Annotated in this window: 18 protein-coding genes; 8 read left to right on the forward strand and 10 right to left on the reverse strand. The window is 73.5% G+C overall.

Features of this window, described 5'->3' with window-relative positions; translation table 11 throughout:
- On the reverse strand, positions 1–1,087 hold a 1,087-nt coding region (locus ABT093_RS17995; protein WP_350565274.1), incomplete at its 3' end, for a medium chain dehydrogenase/reductase family protein.
- A 183-nt stretch (positions 1,088–1,270) separates the two neighbouring features.
- Here ABT093_RS17995 and ABT093_RS18000 point away from each other — a divergent pair.
- Positions 1,271–1,900, forward strand: a complete 630-nt coding sequence (locus tag ABT093_RS18000) for a TetR/AcrR family transcriptional regulator (RefSeq protein ID WP_350565276.1) — start codon at positions 1,271–1,273, stop codon at positions 1,898–1,900.
- A gap of 317 nt (positions 1,901–2,217) precedes the next feature.
- Here ABT093_RS18000 and ABT093_RS18005 read toward each other — a convergent pair whose 3' ends face one another.
- Positions 2,218–2,931: a DUF4386 domain-containing protein gene (locus ABT093_RS18005; RefSeq protein ID WP_350565278.1), complete on the reverse strand. Its 714-nt coding sequence runs from the start codon at positions 2,929–2,931 to the stop codon at positions 2,218–2,220.
- 138 nt (positions 2,932–3,069) lie between these two features.
- Between ABT093_RS18005 and ABT093_RS18010 the strand changes: the two genes are divergently transcribed.
- Entirely contained in the window at positions 3,070–3,585 is a 516-nt protein-coding gene (locus ABT093_RS18010; RefSeq protein WP_350565280.1) for a MarR family winged helix-turn-helix transcriptional regulator, read from the forward strand.
- A gap of 115 nt (positions 3,586–3,700) precedes the next feature.
- Here the strand turns inward: ABT093_RS18010 and ABT093_RS18015 are convergent, their stop codons facing one another.
- The 3 genes from ABT093_RS18015 to ABT093_RS18025 all read right to left on the reverse strand — a co-directional run bounded on the left by ABT093_RS18015 (position 3,701) and on the right by ABT093_RS18025 (position 7,985).
- On the reverse strand, positions 3,701–4,894 hold the full coding sequence (locus ABT093_RS18015) for an RtcB family protein (protein ID WP_350565282.1): 1,194 nt from the start codon (positions 4,892–4,894) through the stop codon (positions 3,701–3,703).
- A gap of 347 nt (positions 4,895–5,241) precedes the next feature.
- The gene (locus tag ABT093_RS18020) at positions 5,242–6,609 is read right to left on the reverse strand and encodes a M16 family metallopeptidase (RefSeq protein ID WP_502884253.1); all 1,368 of its coding nucleotides are present in this window, start codon (positions 6,607–6,609) and stop codon (positions 5,242–5,244) included.
- A gap of 20 nt (positions 6,610–6,629) precedes the next feature.
- Entirely contained in the window at positions 6,630–7,985 is a 1,356-nt protein-coding gene (locus ABT093_RS18025; RefSeq protein ID WP_350565286.1) for a M16 family metallopeptidase, read from the reverse strand.
- A gap of 259 nt (positions 7,986–8,244) precedes the next feature.
- Here ABT093_RS18025 and ABT093_RS18030 point away from each other — a divergent pair, with 259 nt between their 5' ends.
- From ABT093_RS18030 to ABT093_RS18055, 6 genes are all read left to right on the forward strand, one after another.
- Positions 8,245–10,695 (forward strand): DNA gyrase/topoisomerase IV subunit A, encoded by a 2,451-nt coding sequence (locus ABT093_RS18030; RefSeq protein ID WP_350565288.1) that lies wholly within the window; start codon positions 8,245–8,247, stop codon positions 10,693–10,695.
- A 186-nt stretch (positions 10,696–10,881) separates the two neighbouring features.
- On the forward strand, positions 10,882–11,175 hold the full coding sequence (locus ABT093_RS18035) for a DUF6317 family protein (RefSeq protein ID WP_350565289.1): 294 nt from the start codon (positions 10,882–10,884) through the stop codon (positions 11,173–11,175).
- A gap of 31 nt (positions 11,176–11,206) precedes the next feature.
- The gene (locus ABT093_RS18040) at positions 11,207–12,487 is read left to right on the forward strand and encodes a hypothetical protein (protein ID WP_350565291.1); all 1,281 of its coding nucleotides are present in this window, start codon (positions 11,207–11,209) and stop codon (positions 12,485–12,487) included.
- 10 nt (positions 12,488–12,497) lie between these two features.
- A complete protein-coding gene (locus tag ABT093_RS18045) occupies positions 12,498–13,463 on the forward strand; it encodes a hypothetical protein (protein WP_350565293.1) in 966 nt (321 codons plus the stop codon).
- Positions 13,460–14,140, forward strand: a complete 681-nt coding sequence (locus tag ABT093_RS18050) for a hypothetical protein (protein WP_350565294.1) — start codon at positions 13,460–13,462, stop codon at positions 14,138–14,140. The genes ABT093_RS18045 and ABT093_RS18050 overlap by 4 nt, the downstream gene beginning before the upstream one ends.
- Positions 14,141–14,163: 23 nt before the next feature.
- Entirely contained in the window at positions 14,164–15,072 is a 909-nt protein-coding gene (locus ABT093_RS18055) for a ferredoxin family protein (protein WP_350565296.1), read from the forward strand.
- A gap of 104 nt (positions 15,073–15,176) precedes the next feature.
- On the opposite strand, the gene ABT093_RS18060 is transcribed toward ABT093_RS18055, so the two are convergent.
- The 5 genes from ABT093_RS18060 to ABT093_RS18080 form a co-directional block, all read right to left on the reverse strand.
- On the reverse strand, positions 15,177–16,949 hold the full coding sequence (locus tag ABT093_RS18060) for a solute symporter family protein (RefSeq protein WP_350565298.1): 1,773 nt from the start codon (positions 16,947–16,949) through the stop codon (positions 15,177–15,179).
- On the reverse strand, positions 16,946–17,596 hold the full coding sequence (locus ABT093_RS18065) for a DUF485 domain-containing protein (RefSeq protein WP_350565300.1): 651 nt from the start codon (positions 17,594–17,596) through the stop codon (positions 16,946–16,948). The genes ABT093_RS18060 and ABT093_RS18065 overlap by 4 nt, the downstream gene beginning before the upstream one ends.
- Positions 17,597–17,720: 124 nt before the next feature.
- On the reverse strand, positions 17,721–18,386 hold the full coding sequence (locus tag ABT093_RS18070; protein ID WP_350565302.1) for a response regulator: 666 nt from the start codon (positions 18,384–18,386) through the stop codon (positions 17,721–17,723).
- A complete protein-coding gene (locus ABT093_RS18075; RefSeq protein ID WP_350565304.1) occupies positions 18,383–19,543 on the reverse strand; it encodes a histidine kinase in 1,161 nt (386 codons plus the stop codon). The genes ABT093_RS18070 and ABT093_RS18075 overlap by 4 nt, the downstream gene beginning before the upstream one ends.
- Positions 19,544–19,569: 26 nt before the next feature.
- Positions 19,570–20,055, reverse strand: coding sequence for a DUF1453 domain-containing protein (locus ABT093_RS18080; protein WP_350565306.1), 486 nt, complete (start codon positions 20,053–20,055; stop codon positions 19,570–19,572).
- Positions 20,056–20,140: the final 85 nt, after the last annotated feature.

Below are 20,140 nucleotides of genomic sequence, written 5' to 3' on the forward strand. Positions count from 1 at the left end.
CCAGGGCCACCGCCCACACGGTCTCCAGGACACCGGAAACGATCAGAACGAGCCAGGCCATGACGGTCGTACCTCCGCAGTAGGCAGCGGCCGGGACGAGCACGATCTTCCCGGTGACCGCCGCGCTCTCCATCGCGCGGTGCGCGTCCGCCGCCTCGTCCAGCGGCATGGTCCGGCCCACCAGCGGCTTGACCTGCCCCTTCTGCAGCAGCTCCAGCACGGTCGCGAGGTCCTGCTGGTACGCGGCCGGGTGGGACTTCTCCAGGCTCCAGGCGTTGTAGAACAGGGTCCGCTTCCCGTCCGGGACCAGCTTGGGCAGCACGATGCCGCCGAGGAACCCCTGGGCGCCGGTCAGCAGGTCCCGCTGGTTGCCGCGCAGGGCGGCGTTCTGGCCGAAGCCGACCATCACGCCGCCGCGCCGCACCGCCTGGTACGAGCGCAGGAAGTGCGGGCCGCCGATCGGGTCGAAGACCGCGTCCACCGCGCCGCCCGGCAGGGCGCGCACCACCCGCCGGAAGTCCTCGGCGTCCCGGTCGATCGGGTGCCCGCCGAGTGCCCGCACCTGCTCGGCCCGGGCGGCGGAGCAGGTGCCGTAGACGGTGACCCCGGCGAGCGCGGCCAGCTCCAGGAAGGCGGTGCCGACGCCGCCCGAGGCCCCGTGCACCAGCACCGTGCCGCCGCGCCGCACCTCGGCCACCCGGTGCAGCATCTGCTGGGCGATGAAGTAGTTGAGGGCGAGCGCCGAGGCCTCCACGGGATCGACCCCGTCGGGCAGCGGGACCAGCCGGTTGGCGGCGACGAGCGCGTACTCCGCGTAACCGCCGCTGCGCACCAGCGCGACCACCCGCTGCCCCGGTTCGAGGGCCCGGGTGCCCGGTCCGACCTGGTCGACCACCCCCACCAGGTCGTATCCCGGCGTGAAGGGACGCTTGGGCCCGCCGGGGATGACGCCGGCACGGAGCAGAATGTCACCGTAGGAGACTCCGGCGGCGAGCACCCGGACCCGGACCTGACCGACGGTCGGGGCCGGAAGCTCGTCGCTGGCCAGCCGCAGGACCTCGGCCCCGCCGAGCCTCGGCACACTCACATGGCGATACCTCATCGTTGCCTCCGCAGTGGAGAGATGTCGTGGTGGGAGTGGCGCCGGTCCTCCACGGGGGCGGGCGCGGGAGACGGTCCGCACCGGACCCGTTCCCTGCCCCCGAATTTTTATATAGACTGAGTGTACAATGAATGTCATAGCACCCGCCTCAGGAGACGTCAACAGCCCATGAGCCCACGCCAGTACCGAGCCGGCCAACGCCAGGTAGCCGCCGAACAGACCCGCACCCGCATTCTGGAGGCGGCCTGCGAGCTGCTGACCGGGGAGAAGGGCCCGGCCTCGTTCAGCATGGACGCCGTCGCCAAGACCGCCGGAGTGGCGCGGATGACCGTCTACTACCAGTTCGACTCGAAGACCGGCCTGCTGGAGGCGCTCTTCGACGACCTGGCCCAGCGCGGCGGAATGGCCAGGATGCCCGCGGCCTTCATGGCGCCCAGCGGACGGGAGGCGCTCACCGCCATCCTGGAGGTGCTCACCGGCTTCTACGCCTCCGGCCGGATCGCCCTGCGGCGGCTGCGCGGCCTCGGCATCCTCGACCCGGAGCTCGACACCGCGCTGCAGAGCCGGGGCGACCGGCGGCGCGGCGGCCTCCAGGTGGTGCTCGGCCGGCTGCTCGCCGACCGCGACGCCGAGGTCGGCGAGGCCGAGCTCGACGAGCTGCTGGACCTGCTCTTCATGCTGACCAGCTTCGAGACCTTCGATCTGCTGGCCGGCGCCGACGACGACAGCGGGGCGGTGGCCAGCCGGATCGAGGAGCTGATTCTCGCCGTTCTGGACCGCCGGCTCCCGGCCGCCTGACGGCCGCCCGCCCCTCGCGCTCCGGGTCCCGTCACCCGTCCCGCACACCCGCGTCCCGACGCACGAGCCGTCGTCCGGCGACCCCCCTCCGGTCGCCGCACGACGGCCGGCGGCGCGGCGGCCTTCCTCCCCAGGACACCGCCGCGCCGCCTTCCCTTTTCCTCACGAGCCCATCGGCCCGCTCGGTCGCGACCGGTCCGCCGCGCCTCCCGGCGCCGCGCCCCGTCGCCCTCCCCCGGCCGGGACGGCCTCACCCCGGAGCACCACCAACGGGGTCCCGGGCCGTCACCGCACCGGAGCAGTCACCACGGTCGGACTCAGGCCGCGTCCGCCTCCGTGTCGTAGGAGGAGGTGCGGCGCGGACGCTGCTTCGGCAGGATCACGCTGGCCGCGACCAGCCAGATCAGACCGCCGAAGCGGGCGATCGGCAGGAAGAACCCGAGGCTGGTGGAGAGCAGCGCCAGAGTGCCGAGCACACCGATCCCGGCGAGCACCAGACCGGCCCAGGCGAAGCCCTTGGGACCGAAGCCGAGCAGCAGCATCGGCACCGCCACACCGGCCAGCATCACCGCGAACGGGACGACGTGCCCGGGGCCGCCGGAGGCGAAGGTCAGGTCCGCCAGCGAACGGGCCAGCGGCGCGTCGCCGAGCTCCCCGGAGCGGGAGGCGGCCCAGACGGTGAGCCCGCACAGCGCCATCGCCGCGGAGGCGAGCACACCCGAGACCAGCGCGATGCCGGGGCCCGGGGCGACCACGCCGAGCCGGCGCAGCCGCTGGTAGACGATCGCGGCCCAGACCGCGAGCGGGAGCGAGGCGCCGAACTGCAGCGTCCCGGCGACCTTCGCGGCGGTCGCGTGGTCCTTGTAGTAGGCGAGCGTGTCGGCCGCCGAATCGGTGGGCAGGGGGGTCTGCCGGGCCAGCACGATGGACACCACCATCAGTGCCGCGAACGCCACGGCGGGCAGCAGCAAAGGAGGTCCTGACTGCTGACGCCGGGCGGAGGCGGCCGGCACCGCTGATGTCGTGGTCATGAGGGGCGCTCCAGTCGAGAACGGGTCGTTAGGGCCGGGGGGCAGGACGCCGGACGGCTCAACGGCACCGGCGCCGGTAGTTCCAGATCCAGAATAGTTCACCCGGGGACATCATTGTCCACTGGTATCGTGTTTCCCATGCCCGGAACTCCCGACCCCGCCCCGACCCCGCACACGGGCCCACTGGGATCCCAGGTCGCTTTCCTCCTCTCCCAGTTGGGCGAACACGCGACCCAGGCCTTCGCCCGGCGGGTCGCCGAGCTGGACCTCACCCCGGCCCAGGCCGGTCTGCTCAGGGCGGTCAGCCTGGCCCCCGGCCAGCACCAGCAGGAGCTCGCCCGCCGGCTGGGCATGTCCCCCAGCCGCTTCGTGGCCTTCGTCGACGCCATCGAGGCGCGCGGTCTGGTCGAGCGCCGGCGCAACCCCAAGGACCGCCGGTTCCAGGACCTCTACCTCGCGCCCAAGGGCGAGGAGGCGATGCGCGGGCTGGCCGAGGCGGCGCTCGCCCACGAGGACGCCATCTGCACGGGCCTGGACCCGCAGGAACGTATCGTCCTGGGCGAGCTGCTGCGCCGGGTCGCCGAGGCCCAGCAGCTCACCGCCGGGGTGCACCCCGGCTACCGGCGGCTCAACCCGAAGCGCGACGGGGCGTAGCGGCCGCGGGCACGCCGCACGCACGCCCGCGAAGACGCCGGCGGCCCGTTCCCGGGCACGCCGAAGCCCCCGGCCGGACGGCCGGGGGCTCGGCACGGGCGGCGGCGGTGCGGGCTCAGCCCTTGACGCAGACCACCTGCTTCAGGTGCGCCACGACCTCGACCAGGTCCCGCTGCTGCTCGATCACCTTCTCGATCGGCTTGTACGCGCCGGGGATCTCGTCCACCACGCCGGAGTCCTTGCGGCACTCCACGCCCTTGGTCTGCTCGACCAGGTCCTGCGTGGTGAACCGCTTCTTGGCGGCGTTGCGGCTCATCTTCCGGCCGGCGCCGTGCGAGGCCGAGTTGAACGACGCCTCGTTGCCCAGCCCGCGGACGATGTACGACCCGGTGCCCATCGACCCCGGGATGATCCCGTAGTCGCCGGCCCCGGCCCGGATCGCGCCCTTGCGGGTCACCAGCAGGTCGACGCCGTCGTAGCTCTCCTCCGACACGTAGTTGTGGTGGCAGCTGATCACCTCGTCGAAGGCGACCTTCGCCCGCGGGAACTCGCGCCGGACCACGTCCTGGAACAGCGCCATCATCAGCGCCCGGTTGCGCTTGGCGTACTCCTGCGCCCAGAAGAGGTCCTGCCGGTAGGCGGCCATCTGCGGGGTGTCCGCGACGAACACCGCGAGGTCACGGTCGATCAGCCCCTGGTTGTGCGGCAGCGACTGGGCCACGCCCATGTGGTGCTCCGCCAGCTCCTTGCCGATGTTGCGCGAGCCGGAGTGCAGCATCAGCCAGACCGCGCCGGTGTCGTCGACGCACACCTCGATGAAGTGGTTGCCGCCGCCGAGCGTCGCCATCTGCTGGGCCGCCCGCTCGCGGCGCCACTTCACCTCGGGCGCGACCGCGTCGAACCGCTGCCAGAAGTCGTCCCAGCCGCCGGTCGGGACGCCGTGCATCCGGCCCGGGTCGACCGGGTCGCTGTGCAGTCCGCGGCCGACCGGGATGGCCCGCTCGATCCGCGAGCGCAGCCGGGACAGGTCGTCCGGCAGGTCCTTCGCGGTGAGCGAGGTCCGCACCGCGCTCATCCCGCAGCCGATGTCCACGCCGACCGCCGCCGGGCAGACGGCGCCGCGCATGGCGATCACCGAACCCACCGTCGCGCCCTTGCCCAGGTGGACGTCGGGCATCACGGCGAGCCCGTGCAGCCAGGGCAGCGAGCTGATGTTGCGCAGCTGCTGCATCGCCTGGCCCTCGACGGTGGCCGGGTCGGTCCACATCCGGATCGGAACCCGGACGCCGGGTACCTCGGTGTACGACATGGTTCAACGACCTCCAAGGTCGGACGGTTTCAAGCCTAGGCGGGGAGCCGCCCCGGGGGATGCCGCGCGAAGGGACCCGGCGCGGTGCGGGGATGTCGGTGGTGCGGGAATGTCAGGGGTGGGCCGCGCTCAGGCGACCGAGGGGCATCGGGAGGACAGTCTCGGGGAGCGCCGCTGGCTGGGCTCGACCCGCATGGTGACCGCCTCCTCTCCGTGTGTGTGCACCGGTGCCGGGGGCTATCTACCCACGCGGCGCACCGGTGCCGCAAGGGGATTACCACCGCGACGCGAAGGGGCCCGGCGGGGCGTCGGAACGCTCCGCCGGGCCCCTTCGGGCGCCGGGACGGTCAGGCGCTGATCACGGTGACCTCACCGATGCCCAGCTCCCGCACCTGGTCCGCGAACGCCGAGGCGTCGCCGACCAGCACCGTGACCAGCCGGTCCGGCGGGAAGGCCTTCACCACGGCCTCGGTGGCGGCGGCGGTCGGCAGCTCGGCCAGCTGCCGGTAGACCTCGGCCTGGAAGTCGTCGGCCAGGTGCTGCTCGACCTGGTCGGCCAGGGTGCCGGCCACCGAACCCGCGGTCTCGTACTTCAGCGGCGCCACGCCGACCAGGAACTGCACCGCCTCGGCGCGCTCCGCGTCGGTGAGCCCCTCGGCGGCCAGCGTGCGCAGGATGGTCCAGGTGTCGGCCAGCGCCGGAGCGGTGGAGGCGGTGTCCACCGAGCCGCTGATCGCCAGCAGGGAGCGCCCGCTGCCGTCGGCGGCCGAGCGCAGCGGCTGGGCGAAGGCCCGCACGCCGTAGGTGTAGCCCTTCTCCTCGCGCAGCACCCGGTCCAGCCGGGAGGTGAGGGTGCCACCCAGGCAGTAGGTGCCGAGGATCTGCGCGGCCCAGCTCGGGTCGTGCCGGTCCGGGCCGATCCGGCCGATCAGCAGCTGGGTCTGCACCGAGCCGGGCCGGTCCACGATGATCACCCGGCCGGTGTCGTCGGCGGTCACCGGCGCGTGGGTGACCGGCTCGGCCGGGGAGCCCTTCCAGGCGCCCAGGGTCGACTCCAGCAGGGCCGGCAGGTCGGTGCCGGTGAGGTCGCCGACCACGACCACGGTGGTGGTGGCGGGGCGCACGTGCGCCTCGTAGAAGGCCCGGACGGCCGCCCGGTCGATCGTCTTGACCGTCTCGGCGGTGCCGGCGCGCGGGCGCGACAGCCGGTCGGCGCCGTCGAACAGCTCGGCGTACAGCGCCTTGGCGGCCCGCCGGGCCGGGTTGGCCTGCTCGTGCACGATCTCGTCCAGCCGGTTGGCGACCAGCCGCTCGATCTCGTCCTGCGGCAGCGCCGGGCTGCCCAGCGCGGCGGCCAGCAGGTCCAGGCCGCGGGCCAGCCGGGAGGCCGGGACCTCCAGCGACACCCGGATGCACGGGTGGTCCGCGTGCGCGTCCAGGGTCGCGCCGGCCCGCTCCAGCTCGGCCGCGAACTCCTCGGCGCTCAGCGTGTCGGTGCCCTCGCTGAACGCCCGGGCCAGGATCGAGGCGACGCCGTCCACGCCCTGCGGCTCGGCCGCGAGCGGCGCGTCGAGCAGCACGTCGACGGCCACCAGTTGCTGGCCGGGGCGGTGGCAGTGCAGCACCGTGATGCCGTTGCCGAGCGCGGCGCGCTCCGGCGCCGGGAACGCCCACGGGGTGGGGGTGCCGGGCTGGGGCTGGGGGTGGAAGGTCATGGCGGGGACGTACTCGGTGCTCATACGGCGGCGCCCTCCTCGTCGGTCTCGGCGGTGGCAGCGGTGTCGTCGGCGGTGTCCTCGGCCGGGGTCGGCTCGTACACCAGCACCGCCCGGTTCTGCGGGTGCAGCCGCGCCGCGGCGACCTCCCGCACCTCCTCGGCGGTGACGTCGAGGACCTTGGGCAGGGCGTCGTTCAGCAGTTTCGGGTCGCCGAACAGCACGGCGTAGCGGCAGAGCTCGTCGGCACGGCCGGCCACCGTGGTCAGCCGGTCCAGCCACTCGCGCTCGATCTGCGCCTGGGCGCGCTCCAGCTCGGCCGGGGTCGGGCCCTCGGCCGCGAACCGGGCCAGCTCCTCGTCGACGGCCGTCTCGATCTGCTCGACGGTGGCGTCACCCGAGGTCTTGACGTCCAGCCAGCCCAGGCTCGGCGCGCCGGACAGCCGCAGCAGGCCGAAGCCGGCCGCGACGGCGGTGCGGTCCCGGCGGACCAGCCGGTTGTACAGCCGGCTGGACTCGCCGCTGCCGAGGATGGTCAGCGCCAGGTCGGCGGCGTCCGCCTCGCGGGTGCCGTCGTGCGGCAGCCGGTAGGAGGCCATCAGCGCGCGGGACGGCACGTCCTCGCGGATCAGCTCGCGCAGCTCCCGGCCGATGGTCTGCGGCAGGCCGCCGTCGCGCGGCGGCTGCTTGCCGTCGTGCGCCGGGATGCTGCCGAAGTACTTCTCCACCCAGGCGATGGTCTGCTCCGGGTCGATGTCGCCGACCACCGACAGCACCGCGTTGTTCGGCGCGTAGTAGGTGCGGAAGAACGCCCGGGCGTCCTCCAGCGTGGCCGCGTCCAGGTCGGCCATCGAGCCGATCGGGGTGTGGTGGTACGGGTGGCCGTCCGGGAAGGACAGCGCGGTCAGCTTCTCGAACGCGGTGCCGTAGGGCACGTTGTCGTACCGCTGGCGGCGCTCGTTCTTCACCACGTCGCGCTGGTTCTCCATCGACGCGTCGTCGAGGGCGGCCAGCAGCGAGCCCATCCGGTCCGCCTCCAGCCAGAGCGCGAGCTCCAACTGGTGGGCCGGCATGGTCTCGAAGTAGTTGGTGCGCTCGAAGCTGGTGGTGCCGTTGAGCGAACCGCCGGCGCCCTGGACGAGCTCGAAGTGCCCGTTGTTGGACACGTTGGCGGACCCCTGGAACATCAGGTGCTCGAACAGGTGGGCCAGCCCGGTGCGGCCCTTCACCTCGTGCCGGGAGCCCACGTCGTACCAGAGGCAGACCGCGGCCACCGGGGTCAGGTGGTCCTCGGAGAGGACGACGCGCAGGCCGTTGGCCAGGCGGTGCTCGGTGATGGCGATGCCTCGCTGGGAGGCGGGGGCCGGGTTGGCCATGCGCTCGGGTCCTTCCCGTCGTCGATGTCGGGGTTCGTGTGGCGTCCCCCATTGTGGTGCAACGCGCGAACACCGTGGATGTGTCCGCGCGGACGGGGCGTTCGCCAGGGGCGGAAGAGGGGCGCTGGCCGGGACTGTCGGCGGGAGGGTCCACAATGGGGGCGCCGAGCCCTGTTGACAGAACCGCCGACAGCCCGGCCAGACCGCGCCGACGAGACGTGGACGAGACGCAAGCGAGACGTAAGGGAGCCCCGCCGCGATGGCCCGCCGCAGTTCGCAGACCCCGCCCCCCGGAGACTTCGAGGAGCGCATCCTCGACGTCGACGTCGTGGACGAGATGCAGGGCTCGTTCCTCGAGTACGCCTACTCGGTCATCTACTCCCGGGCCCTCCCGGACGCCCGGGACGGCCTCAAGCCGGTGCACCGCCGCATCCTGTACCAGGCCAACGAGATGGGCCTGCGCCCGGACCGCGGCCACGTCAAGTGCGCCCGCCTGGTCGGCGAGGTGATGGGCCGGCTGCACCCGCACGGCGACGCCTCCATCTACGACTCGGTCGTCCGGATGGCCCAGCCGTTCTCGATGCGGCTGCCGCTGATCGACGGCCACGGCAACTTCGGCTCGCTCGGCAACGACGACCCGCCGGCCGCGATGCGCTACACCGAGTCCCGGCTCACCGCCGCCTCGATGGCCATGGTCGAGTCGATCCACGAGGAGACCGTCGACTTCGGCCCCAACTACGACGGCAGCGAGCAGGAGCCGCTCGCGCTCCCGGCCGCCTTCCCCAACCTGCTGGTCAACGGCGCCACCGGCATCGCGGTCGGCATGGCCACCAACATGCCGCCGCACAACCTCTCCGAGGTCGTCGCCGCCGCCCGCCACCTGATCAAGCACCCGAACGCCGACCTCGACACCCTGATGCGGTTCGTCCCCGGCCCGGACCTGCCCACCGGCGGGCGGATCGTCGGCCTCTCCGGCATCCGGGACGCCTACGAGTCCGGCCGCGGCACCTTCAAGATCCGCGCCACCACGACCATCGAGGCGGTCACCGCCCGCCGCAAGGGCATCGTGGTCACCGAGCTGCCGTACAACGTCGGCCCGGAGAAGGTCATCTCCAAGATCAAGGACCTCGTCAACGCGAAGAAGCTCCAGGGCATCGCGGACGTCAAGGACCTCACCGACCGCGAGCACGGCCTGCGCCTGGTCATCGAGGTCAAGAACGGCTTCGTGCCCGAGGCCCTGCTGGAGCAGCTCTACAAGCTGACGCCGATGGAGGAGACCTTCGGCATCAACAACGTGGCGCTGGTCGACGGCCAGCCGCTCACCCTCGGCCTCAAGGAGCTGCTGGAGGTCTACGTCGACCACCGCTTCGAGGTGGTCCGCCGGCGCAGCGACTTCCGCCGCCGCAAGCGCCAGGAGCGGCTGCACCTGGTCGAGGGCCTGCTGGTCGCGCTGGTCGACATCGACGAGGTCATCGCGATCATCCGGTCGAGCGACAACGCCGCCCAGGCCAAGGAGCGCCTGATGGAGCGCTTCTCGCTGACCGAGACGCAGACCGCGTACATCCTCGACACCCCGCTGCGCCGGCTCACCCGCTTCGACCGGGTCGAGCTGGAGCAGGAGCAGGCCAAGCTGACCTCCGAGATCGCCGACCTGACCGAGATCCTGGAGTCGGACGGCAAGCTGCGCAGCGTGGTCTCCGGCGAACTCGGCGCCGTCGCGAAGCAGTTCGGCACCGAGCGGCGCACCGTGCTGCTGGAGGCCGGCGCCGCTCCGGCCGCCTCGCTGGCCGTCCCGCTGGAGGTCGCCGACGACCCGTGCCGGGTGCTGCTCTCCTCCACCGGCCTGCTCGCCCGCACCGCCGACGGCGAGCCGTTCGAGCTCTCCGAGAAGCGCGCCAAGCACGACGTGATCGTCTCCGCGGTGCCGACCACCGCGCGCGCCGACGTCGGCGTGGTCACCTCGGCCGGCCGGGTCCTGCGGCTGCCGGTCATCGACCTGCCGGCGCTGCCGCCCACCCCCTCGCCGACGCTGGCCGGCGGCGCCGCCGCCACCGAGTTCCTCCGCCTGGAGACCGGCGAGCGGGTCCTCGCGCTGACCACCCTGGACGAGTCCTCCCCCGGCCTGGCGCTGGGCACCGGGCAGGGCGTGGTCAAGCGGGTGGTGCCCGAATGGCCCGCCAACAAGGACGAGTTCGAGGTGATCGCGCTCAAGGACGGCGACGAGGTGATCGGCGCGGTCGAGCTGCGCACCGGCGAGGAGGACCTCGTCTTCATCACCTCCGACGCCCAGCTGCTGCGCTACCCCGCCGGCCAGGTCCGCCCGCAGGGCCGCCCGGCCGGAGGCATGGCCGGCATCAAGCTCGCGGACGGCGCCCGGGTGCTCTCCTTCACCGCCGTCGACCCGGCCGCCGACGCGGTGGTCGTCTCGGTGGCCGGCGCCTCCGGCACCCTGACCGGCGAGGCCCAGTCCTCCTGGAAGGTCACCCCCTTCGAGCAGTACCCGCGTAAGGGCCGCGCCACCGGCGGCGTCCGCTGCCAGCGCTTCCTGCGCGGCGAGGACGCGCTCGCCTTCGCCTGGGCCGGCCCGGCCCCCGCCCACGCCGCCACCGCCAAGGGCGCCCCGGTCGACCTCCCCGACCGCGACCCCCGCCGCGACGGCTCCGGCACCCCCGTCACCACCCCCATCGCCACGGTCGCCGGCCCCGCCTGACCCGGCACACCCCCCGACGCACCCCCCGCAGGGCGCCGAACCGCATCCCCGGTCCGGCGCCCTGCGGCGTTCCCCCAACCGGAACGCCCCCACCAACTTCCCTGCATCGCATGATTGTTCACCCCCACTGAGCTAGGTTCGCACCGAGAGCGCCCACCCATCACCGGCCCCGGGGGAGACGGACCGTTGCCCGACGACTTCAGAATCGACCTGGCCCGCATGCAGGCGGTCGCCACCCAACTCGGCGAGTGCGGCACCCGCATGAGCGCCGTCGCCAAGCGTCTGGAGAACCTGGGCAAGGGCCGGCAGACCGGAACCGCGCGACTCGACTCGGCCTGCAAGCAGTTCGAGGACGAGTGGCACGGCGGCATCGGCCGGATGGCCAAACTGGCCTCCGGGCTGCGCGAAGGCCTCGACCTCACGCTCAGGAGCTACGGCGGCCACGAGCAGGGCGTCGCCAAGGGATTCGGCGCCACCTGACCGCGCCACCGACGGGGGGAAGACAACCACCATGAGCGACCAGAACTGGCCGGGCCTCGGTTTCTGCCCGGCCCCCGGCGATCTCGGCGCGATCGCCCAGATGTACACCGACGTCGACGCGGTGGCCCGTGAACTGGAGGAACTCCGCGGCGCCCTCGTCGGCATCGGCACCACCGGCGGCGCCTGGGAGGGCGAGGCCGCCCGCGCGTTCGCGGAGAAACTGGGCGAGCTGCCGAAGTACCTGGACAAGGGCCACCGGTCGATGGCCGCGTGCTCCCTGGCCCTGAAGACCTGGCACACCCAGCTCTCCGGCATGGTCACGGCCGGCCAGGGCATGGAGACCGAGGCCGCCGAGCTGCGCCGCCGCCTGGAGTGGCAGGACAAACAGGCCGCCGACCTCGGCCGCTCCCTGGACGCCCTCGTCCAGCCGGGTTCCCAGGCCCCGGCCGCCGATGTCCTGGAGCGCACCCAGGCCCGGTTCGAGGCCGCCCGCGAAGCCAGCCTCCGCGGCCATCGGCAGCTCGACGAGGTGATCGCCCGCGCCCGCAAGCAGCTCGACGACCACCGCCGCAAGGCCGAGACCGCCGCCCGCGCCGTTCAGGAGGCCTCGCGGAACCACCCCCCGGACCCCAACGTGTTCAAACGCCTGCTGGACGGCGTGCAGCACGCCTGGCAGAAGTCCATCGACTTCCTGGTGGACCACGCCGACCTGCTCTCCAAGATCTCGGCCGGCCTGGCGATCGCCGCGCTGACGGTCTCCTGGATCCCCGTGATCGGGCAGGTCGGCGGAATAGTGCTGGGAGGGGCCGCGATGCTCACCAGCGCGGGCGCGCTCATCGGCCACGGCGTCGGAAAGTCCCGCGGCAAGGACGTCTCGTGGCTGGACATCGGCATCGATTCGCTCGGCGTCATTCCTGGTATCGGCGCCGTCAAGGGCTTCGCCACCGCGGGCAAGGAACTGAAAGTCGCCAAAGACCTGAGCCTGGTCCAGAAGGTCCCGGCCTTCGCCAAGGAGTTCTCCGGCGCCGTCAGGGGGTCCGCCGGTGCCGGGCTCAGGGCCCGGGCCGCCGGATCAGGCAACGCCCTCTTCGAGATGACCAGCAACCCCCTTTCCACCAAGGGCATCACCGCCGGGCTGAAGAAGTTCGGGGTGGTCCCCGAGCCGCGAAACGTCACCCTCCCGGTCAAGGCCTTCGGCATGGAACTCGGTCTGCTCGACCACAAGGGCCCGAACGCGGACCTGGAGCAGGAGTCCGCGCAGCCCGCGGCGCCTCCCTCCGCCTCCCCGTTCCTCCACGCCGTGGCGACCTGAGGAGTCCGTGATGGAAGCGTTCGAACCGCTCCCGGTCCCCGGCCGCCGGCTGGCCGAGATCCCCGAGGTGGCCGAGGCCGCCCGGCAGGTCGTCGAGGCGTACGGAATCAACCTCGTCGACGACACCGTCGCACAGGACGTGATCATCCGGCACAACCTGCTGAAGGACACCGGAGGTTGGCACGACGAGGTCGGCGGCCTCCTGGTCATCGGCGGCGTGGTCGCCGCCGCCGTCCTCGGCAGCTCGATGGCCTCGCCTCCCGAGTCCGGCCAGATCGCAGGGCTCATCGCGGCCTGCCTGGCGGTACCCCTCGGCATCCTGGTGTGGGTGGCCGGGTTCCGCCAGGGAAGGACCAAACGTGAGGCGCTGGCGCACTTCGCCGCTTACACGGCCCTGCTGGAACTGGCCCGCGACCACGGGGCGGCAGTCCCGATCCCCGCCCAGTGGTCGCTGGGACGAGCGGAGGTGTTGGGCGAGCGCCAGGACGACCGAGGCCTCCTGCCCCTGGTTCCGGTCGACACCTATGCCCGGCATCCGACGGTGCGGGCCTTCGCCGCCCAACTCGGCACACGAAACCGCATCGACTATTTCGACGCCAACGCCATCCGGACGCTGCTCGCCGAACAGAAGCGGTACTGGGGTCAGGCCGTCTTCCGCCTGAGCACGTCGTTCTGCCTCCTGCTGGCGGCGGCCGGCGCCCTCTGGGTGAGCCTGAGCCTGGACACCGAGCCGTCCGTGGCGCGTCCGGCATCCGCCGCCACCGTCCTCCTCGCCCTCGCGGGACTGCTGTTCGCCCTCTCGCTCACGACCGCGGTGCTGGGTGCCGTCACACTCCGCCGGCGAGCTCTCAGCGGCGTCCGCGCACAGGCCGTCGGATATGTCGCGATCCTCGAGTTCGCGCACGAGTGCGGCCTCCCAGTACCCGTGCTGCCGTCCTGGCTGGACACGACCGAGAGGTCCAAGAAGTGGAAATGACCATGCCGGCCTCCGCCTCCCCCGACGTACAGATCCGCTTCGTCGTCCCCACGTCCTTCCACGACATCCCCGTCCTCGGCACCGAGGAGCAGGTGGCCGAGCGGCTCTGGGAGCTGGCGTGCGAGGTACTGGCCTCGGACCCCGACGAGGTCCGTGCCCGCTGGGCCGTCCTGCTCGCCCGGATGATCCCGTCGATGGCCCAGGCCGGGGTGATCTATGCGGGACTCTGCCTGGTGGATGTCGGCGGCCGGCCGAGTACGGCCTCCGTCGTCGCCTCCCTGGCGCCTCTCGGCGGCATCGGGTACCAGAACGCCGTGGACACCCTGCTTCCCGCCTTCACCCGGGCGCGGCCGGCCGCCACGGTCACGGCGATCGAGTTGCCCGCAGGACGCGCCGCAGCGGTGATAGACGGCGTCGTGACGGCGGTCGACGGCGGGACGTTCGTCTCCTCGGTCATCCAGGTGCACCTGCCGCTCCCGAACGAGTCCCAGCTGCTCTCGCTGGAGCTGAGCACGCCGTGCGCCGAGGACTGGGAGCTGTACTCGGAGGTGTTCGCCGGCATCGTGCGCAGCGTCCACCTGGAGTTCGCCGACCTCCCCGGGCCGGCCCTCGTGCCGGCGGCCGCACCGGTGCCGTCCCCCGAGGTCGAGGCGAAGGTACGGGCCGCCTTCGGCTGACGGGCAAGGGTAGCCTTACCGGCGTGAGCACCTGTGCGACGCTGTCGCGTGAACTGTCGGAGCCGCTGGCCGCCACCGCCGCGACCGCGAGCACCTGGCTGCTGGTCGAGCAGAACGGCCCGTGGGGCGCGAAGGCGCTCGGCGAGAGCCATCTGGACGCGGCGGTCGGGCGCGCCCTGGACGCCGCGGCCGCCGGCACCGGGGTCCGGGTGGCGCTGATCCGCCGGCCCGGCCGGCACGCGGACTGCCTGCCGACGGCCCGCCACGAGGTGATCGTGGCGCACACCGTGCCGGCCCCCGGCCGCGGGTGGGTGCGGCGCTGCGAGGTGACGGACCCGGCGGAGCTGCTGGCCCTCGACTTCGCGGCGCTGGGCGCCGGCGACCACGGCGGCCTCGGCGAGCCGCACGTCGGCGGCCCGGTCGCCCTGGTGTGCACCAACGGCCGCCGGGACCGCTGCTGCGCCCTGCTGGGCCGCCCGCTCGCGGCCGAACTGGCCGCCGCCGGGCACAGCGAGGTGTGGGAGGTGACCCACCTGGGCGGCCACCGCTTCTCCCCCACCATGCTGGTGCTGCCGTTCGGCTACGCCTACGGCCGGCTGACCGCGGAGTCCGCCAAGGAGGTGCTCGCGGCGACGGCGTCCGGCCACATGGTGCCGGAGTGGTCGCGCGGCTGCTCCGGCTGGGACCGGCCGGGCCAGGCGGCCGATCACGCGGTGCGGCTGGCCACCGGCGAGACCAGGGCCGACGCGCTCGCCGTGACCCAGCGGGCGGACGGCGCGGGCCACTGGCTGGTCGAGGTCCGGCACGAGGACGGCCGGTGCTGGGAGGCGCGGGTGGTCGAGGGTGTCAGCGAGCCGCCCCGTCCGGAGAGTTGCGGCAAGTCGGCGGGCACCCCGTCCCGGATGGAGGTCACCTCGCTCCGGGAGCTGTGACGGGAGCTGTGACGGGAAGCTGTGACGGGAAGCTGTGACGTGCGACGACCCCCGGCGGGATGCCCGCCGGGGGTCGTTCGTCGTCCGTTTCCCGGAGCGGGCGGTCAGACCGCCCCGGCCCCCGTCAGCGAGCGGACCTCCAGCTCGGCGTACCGGTCCGGGTCGGCCGGCTCGGGCGAGGTGAGGGTGCCGATCCAGCCGGCCAGGAAGCCCAGCGGGATGGAGACGATGCCCGGGTTCTCCAGCGGGAACCAGTGGAAGTCCATCCCGGGGAACAGCGCGACCTTGGTACCGGAGACCACCGGTGAGAAGGTCACCAGCACCACCGCCGGAACGAGCCCGCCGTACACCGACCAGACCGCGCCGCGGGCGGTGAACCGCCGCCAGAACAGGCTGTAGAGCAGTACCGGCAGGTTGGCCGAGGCGGCGACGGCGAAGGCCAGGCCGACCAGGAAGGCGACGTTCAGCTGCTGGGCGAAGAGGCTGAGCACGATCGCCACCGCGCCGATCCCGACCGCCGCGATCCGCGCCACCAGCACCTCGTCGCGCTCGGCGACGGCCGGCGCGCTGTCCGCCCCGGGCTCGGGCCCCGGACCGGCTTCGCCGGCGGCCCGGGCGTCCGGCTCGCTGCCCGCCCGCCGGGAGGCCGGCACCGCGGCCCGCCGCCCGCGCAGGCCGCGGCCCTCGCGCGCGGCCCTGCCGCCGCGCGGCCGGCCCCGCCAGGCGCCCGCCCAGATGTCGTGGGCGAACGCCGCCGAGGAGGCCAGGGTGAGCCCGGCGACCACGGCGAGGATGGTGGCGAAGGCGATCGCCGAGATCAGCGCGAACAGCACCACCCCGCCGGTGGAGCCGTTGCCGCCGCCGAGCACCAGGGCCAGCAGCGGAACGGCGGTGTTGCCCGCCGAGTTGGCCTGCCGGACCTCGGCCGAACCGATCAGCGCGGTGGCCCCGAGGCCCAGCGCGATGGCCATCAGGTAGAAGCCGCCGACCAGTCCGATCGCCCACATCGTCGAACGGCGGGCGGCCCGCGCGGTGGGCACGGTGTAGAAGCGGGACAGGATGTGCGGCAGACCGGCGGTACCCAGCACCAGGGCCAGGCCCAGGCTGAAGAAGTCCAGTCGGCTGGTGAAGCTCTTGCCGTACTTCAGGCCGGGCTCCAGGTAGCGCTGCCCGGCGCCGCTGTGCTGGGCCGCCTGCCGCATCAGCTCGCCGACGTCCCCGTGGAAGCGGACCGCCAGCAGCACGGTCAGCACCACCGAACCGGCGACCAGCAGGAACGCCTTGACGATCTGGATCCAGGTGGTGGCCCGCATCCCGCCGATCGTCACGTAGACGATCATCAGACCGCCCACCGCCACGATGCTCCAGGTCCGGGCCTGGGCGCTGTTGGTGCCGAGCAGCAGGGCGACCAGGCTGCCCGCGCCGACCATCTGGGCGACCAGGTAGAAGAGCGTGACGACCACGCTGGCGCCGCCGGCCGCCGCCCGGACCTTGCGCCGGCGCAACCGCAGCGCCAGCACGTCGGCCAGGGTGTACCGGCCGGCGTTGCGGACCAGCTCGGCCACCAGCATCAGCACCACCAGCCAGGCGACCAGGAAGCCGATGCTGTAGAGCACGCCGTCGTACCCGTACAGCGCGATCAGCCCGGCGACGCCGAGGAAGGAGGCGGCGGAGAGGTAGTCGCCGGAGAGCGCGAACCCGTTCTGCAGCGGAGTGAAGTCGCGGCCTCCGGCGTAGAAGTCCTCGGCGGCGCCGCCGCGGCGGCCGGCCCAGAAGGTGATCGCCAGGGTGACCAGGACGACGACGGCGAAGAGCACCACGGCCAGGCCGTGATGGTCCCCGGTGGGGGCGACGGGGGGCGGGGTGGCGGCCCTCATCGCAGCTGGTCCTGGGTGTCCCAGCGCAGCGACAGGGCGGCCCGGTCGCGCTTGGTGCGGGCGTTGCGGGCGTACAGCCAGGCCAGCAGGAAGGTGCTGGCGAACTGCAGCAGGCCGAGCAGCCAGGCGACGTTGACCGGGCCGGCGACCGGTCGGCGCATCAGCTCGGGGGCCGCCGCCTGGGCGGCGACGTAGAGCAGGTACCAGCCGAGGAAGACGCCGCTGACCGGGAAGACGAAGGTCCGGTAGCTGTGGCGGATCCGCTGGAAGGCCGCGCTGCGCTGCACGGCCCGGTACACCTCGGTGCTGTCGACCGCGGGAGCGGCCTCCGGCTGGTAGTCCGACGGCAGGTAGTCGGACGGAAGGTAACCGGACGGAAGGTGGCCGGACGGAAGGTACTCGGACGCCGGGGCGAACCCGGCCTCCGGCAGGTACTCGGACACCGGCGCGTACTCGGACACCGGCACGTACCCGGCCTCCGGCACGCGCTCGGAGGCCGACGCGTACCCGGACGCCGGTGCGGTCCCGGCCCCCGCCGCCGGCCCGAAGTCCGGCGCCGTCCCGAAGGCCTGCGCGGGCACCGGTTCCGGCGCCCACCAGTCCAGTCGCCCTCCCGGCTCGGGGTTTCTCGTCTGCTGTTGTGGCACGGCTGCTCCTGGGCCGGGGGGTCTGTGATGCGACCCATCATGGGGGCGCCCGAACTCCCCAAACTCCCAACGCAGATACGTTCACTCGATGAGGTGATCGATGATCCGACAGACACTCATCCGACTACTGCGCGGACCCGGTGATTCCGTGTCGGAAGGCGTACGCGACCGCTTGCGCCCGGTCCCGCGCGCCGGTCTTGGCGAACAGGTTGTTGATGTGGGTCTTCACGGTGGCCGGGCTGACGTACAGCCGCCGGGCGATCTCGGTGTTGGACAGCCCCTGCGCGATCAGCCCCAGCACCTCCGCCTCCCGCGCGGTCAGCCCGGGCGGAAGCTCGGCGGCCCCGGCCGGGGCGTCCCCCGCCAGCCGCTCCAGCAGCCTCAGCTGCACCTGCGGCGAGAGCCCGGCCGCCCCCGACCGGACGTCCGCGACCGCCCGGGCGATCTCCTCGCCGCCCGCGTCCTTGGTGAGGTAGCCGCGCGCCCCGGCCCGCAGCGCCGGGAACAGCGAGTCGTCGTCGGCGTAGGTGGTGAGCACCACGACCTCGGTGCCCGGGTGCCCGGCGCGGATCCGCCGGGTCGCCTCCACCCCGTCGCAGCGCGGCATCCGCAGGTCCATCAGCACCACGTCCGGCCGGTGCCGGGCGACCAGTGCCACGGCCTCCTCGCCGTCCGCCGCCGAGCCGACCACCTCGATCCCGGGCAGCAGCCCGAGCAGCATCACGATGCCCTCGCGGACCACCGTCTGGTCGTCCGCGACCAGCACCCTGGTGACCGCCGGCCCCGTCATGCCGGCACCCGCAGCAGCACGCGCCATCCTCCCTCGTGGGGGCCCGCCAGCAGGGTGCCGCCGAGCAGTTCCGCGCGTTCGCGCATCCCGAGCAGACCGTACCCGCCACCGCTGGCCGCCAGACCGCCGGGCGCCTCGGCCCGTCCCGCGCGCCGGTCCCGCACCTCCAGCTCCACGTCGTCCGCCCGATAGCGCAGCTCCACCGTGCATCGCGCGCCGGGGGCGTGTTTACGCACGTTGGTCAGCGCTTCCTGCGCCGTGCGCCGGACGGCGAGCCCCGCCTCGGCGGCCAGCGGACGCGGCGTCCCGACCACGCCGAACGCCGCGCGCTCCCGCCCGGTCAGCTCCACCAGGTACTCGCCGACCGGGGTGAACTCGCCGCGCAGCGCGGAGAGCGCCTGCCGGGTCTCGGCCAGCCCGTCCTGCGCCATCCGGCGGGCGGCCACCACCCGCTCGCGGATCCGCTCCCGCTCGGTGCCGGAGTCCAGCATCAGCCGGGCCGCCTCCAGGTGGACCAGCTGGGCGGAGAGGCTGTGCGCCAGCACGTCGTGGATCTCCCGGGCGATCCTGGCCCGTTCGGCGAGCGCGGCGCTCTCCGCCTCGGCGGCCCGGGCGGCCCGCTCCTGGTCGAGCAGCCGGCGCGCGGTTCCGCGCGCCTCGATGTCCAGCCGCAACAGGTAGCCGAGCAGCAGCAGACCGCCGACGGTCGCCATGACGCTCAGCCGGCTCGCCGTGCTCACCGCGGCGTACGAGCCGAGCGAGGCACCGGCCGCGAGCAGCGCGGGCCCGGGCGGCAACCGGATCACCGCGGTCACCGCGAGCCCGTACCAGAGCACGTCGGCCAGCAGGAGGGCCTGCCCCCAGTTGGCCAGCCAGGCGGCCGCGAACACCCCGGCGGCCAGCGCGTACGCGGGAGCCGCCCACTGCTCCCAGCTGGCGTGCAGGTAGCCGGCGGCGAGGGCGACCGCCGCGCCCAGCCCGGCCACCACGACCAGGACCGCCCAGCCGGCGTACCTGCCGCCGGTGAGCGTCCCCCAGCAGACGCTGACCAGCACGACGAGCCGGCCGAGGACGGTGAGGATCCGCCGGGGCCGGCTCTCGGCGTCGTACCGCAGCCCCTCGCGGGACGGCCAGCGGGTCCAGTACCACCCGGCCAAGCGTTCCTCCTGGTGAGCTCCGGCGGTCAGCACGGTACGGCGGCCCGCACCGGTGGTTCCAGCGTGCGCGCCCTCCGGTTCACCACGAGGGTGCGGACCAGCAGCAGGACCGCCAGGCCGAGCAGCAGCGCGCTGCCCGACTGGCGCACGTGCAGGGCGGCGCCGAGCCCGAACAGGCCGAACCGGATCGCGACCAGCCCGCCCCAGGCGGCCAGCGTCGCCCTGGTGCCCCGGACCCAGAGCGTCCCGTCCGCCTCCCGCCAGATCCGCACGGTCCAGCCCCAGACGGAGCCCGCCGCGAGCACCGTCAGCAGCCCGCCGCCGACCAGGACCACGGACCAGGCGGTGTCCCGGCGGTCGAGCAGCTGCGGGTCGCGCAGCGCGACCGCGCCGAGGACCAGCGGCAGCACCCAGAAGCGGCGTTCGGTGTCCAGGCGCCGGGGGCGCAGCTGGCGCTGGAGCACCAGCACCGTCACCGCGACCACCAGGGCGGCGTTGACCTGGGCAGACATGGGGCTTCTCCGTCCGGGAAGAGGTTCGGGCCGACCTCTTCGACGCTACGGATCCACCGCCCCGGGCTGATCGGCTCCGGGGTGG

It is taken from the genome of Kitasatospora sp. NPDC002551, assembly GCF_040296005.1.
Classification (GTDB): domain Bacteria; phylum Actinomycetota; class Actinomycetes; order Streptomycetales; family Streptomycetaceae; genus Kitasatospora.

Excerpts from the sequence above, each read along its gene's own strand:
- ABT093_RS18040 (WP_350565291.1), top strand. The coding sequence starts at position 11,207 with ATGAGCGACCAGAACTGGCCGGGCCTCGGTTTCTGCCCGGCCCCCGGC.
- ABT093_RS18030 (WP_350565288.1), top strand. The coding sequence starts at position 8,245 with ATGGCCCGCCGCAGTTCGCAGACCCCGCCCCCCGGAGACTTCGAGGAG.
- ABT093_RS18045 (WP_350565293.1), top strand. The coding sequence starts at position 12,498 with ATGGAAGCGTTCGAACCGCTCCCGGTCCCCGGCCGCCGGCTGGCCGAG.
- ABT093_RS18050 (WP_350565294.1), top strand. The coding sequence starts at position 13,460 with ATGACCATGCCGGCCTCCGCCTCCCCCGACGTACAGATCCGCTTCGTC.
- ABT093_RS18070 (WP_350565302.1), bottom strand. The coding sequence starts at position 18,386 with ATGACGGGGCCGGCGGTCACCAGGGTGCTGGTCGCGGACGACCAGACG.
- ABT093_RS18015 (WP_350565282.1), bottom strand. The coding sequence starts at position 4,894 with ATGTCGTACACCGAGGTACCCGGCGTCCGGGTTCCGATCCGGATGTGG.
- ABT093_RS18060 (WP_350565298.1), bottom strand. The coding sequence starts at position 16,949 with ATGAGGGCCGCCACCCCGCCCCCCGTCGCCCCCACCGGGGACCATCAC.
- ABT093_RS18025 (WP_350565286.1), bottom strand. The coding sequence starts at position 7,985 with ATGGCCAACCCGGCCCCCGCCTCCCAGCGAGGCATCGCCATCACCGAG.
- ABT093_RS18005 (WP_350565278.1), bottom strand. The coding sequence starts at position 2,931 with ATGACCACGACATCAGCGGTGCCGGCCGCCTCCGCCCGGCGTCAGCAG.
- ABT093_RS18020 (WP_502884253.1), bottom strand. The coding sequence starts at position 6,609 with ATGACCTTCCACCCCCAGCCCCAGCCCGGCACCCCCACCCCGTGGGCG.
- ABT093_RS18080 (WP_350565306.1), bottom strand. The coding sequence starts at position 20,055 with ATGTCTGCCCAGGTCAACGCCGCCCTGGTGGTCGCGGTGACGGTGCTG.
- ABT093_RS18010 (WP_350565280.1), top strand. The coding sequence starts at position 3,070 with ATGCCCGGAACTCCCGACCCCGCCCCGACCCCGCACACGGGCCCACTG.
- ABT093_RS18000 (WP_350565276.1), top strand. The coding sequence starts at position 1,271 with ATGAGCCCACGCCAGTACCGAGCCGGCCAACGCCAGGTAGCCGCCGAA.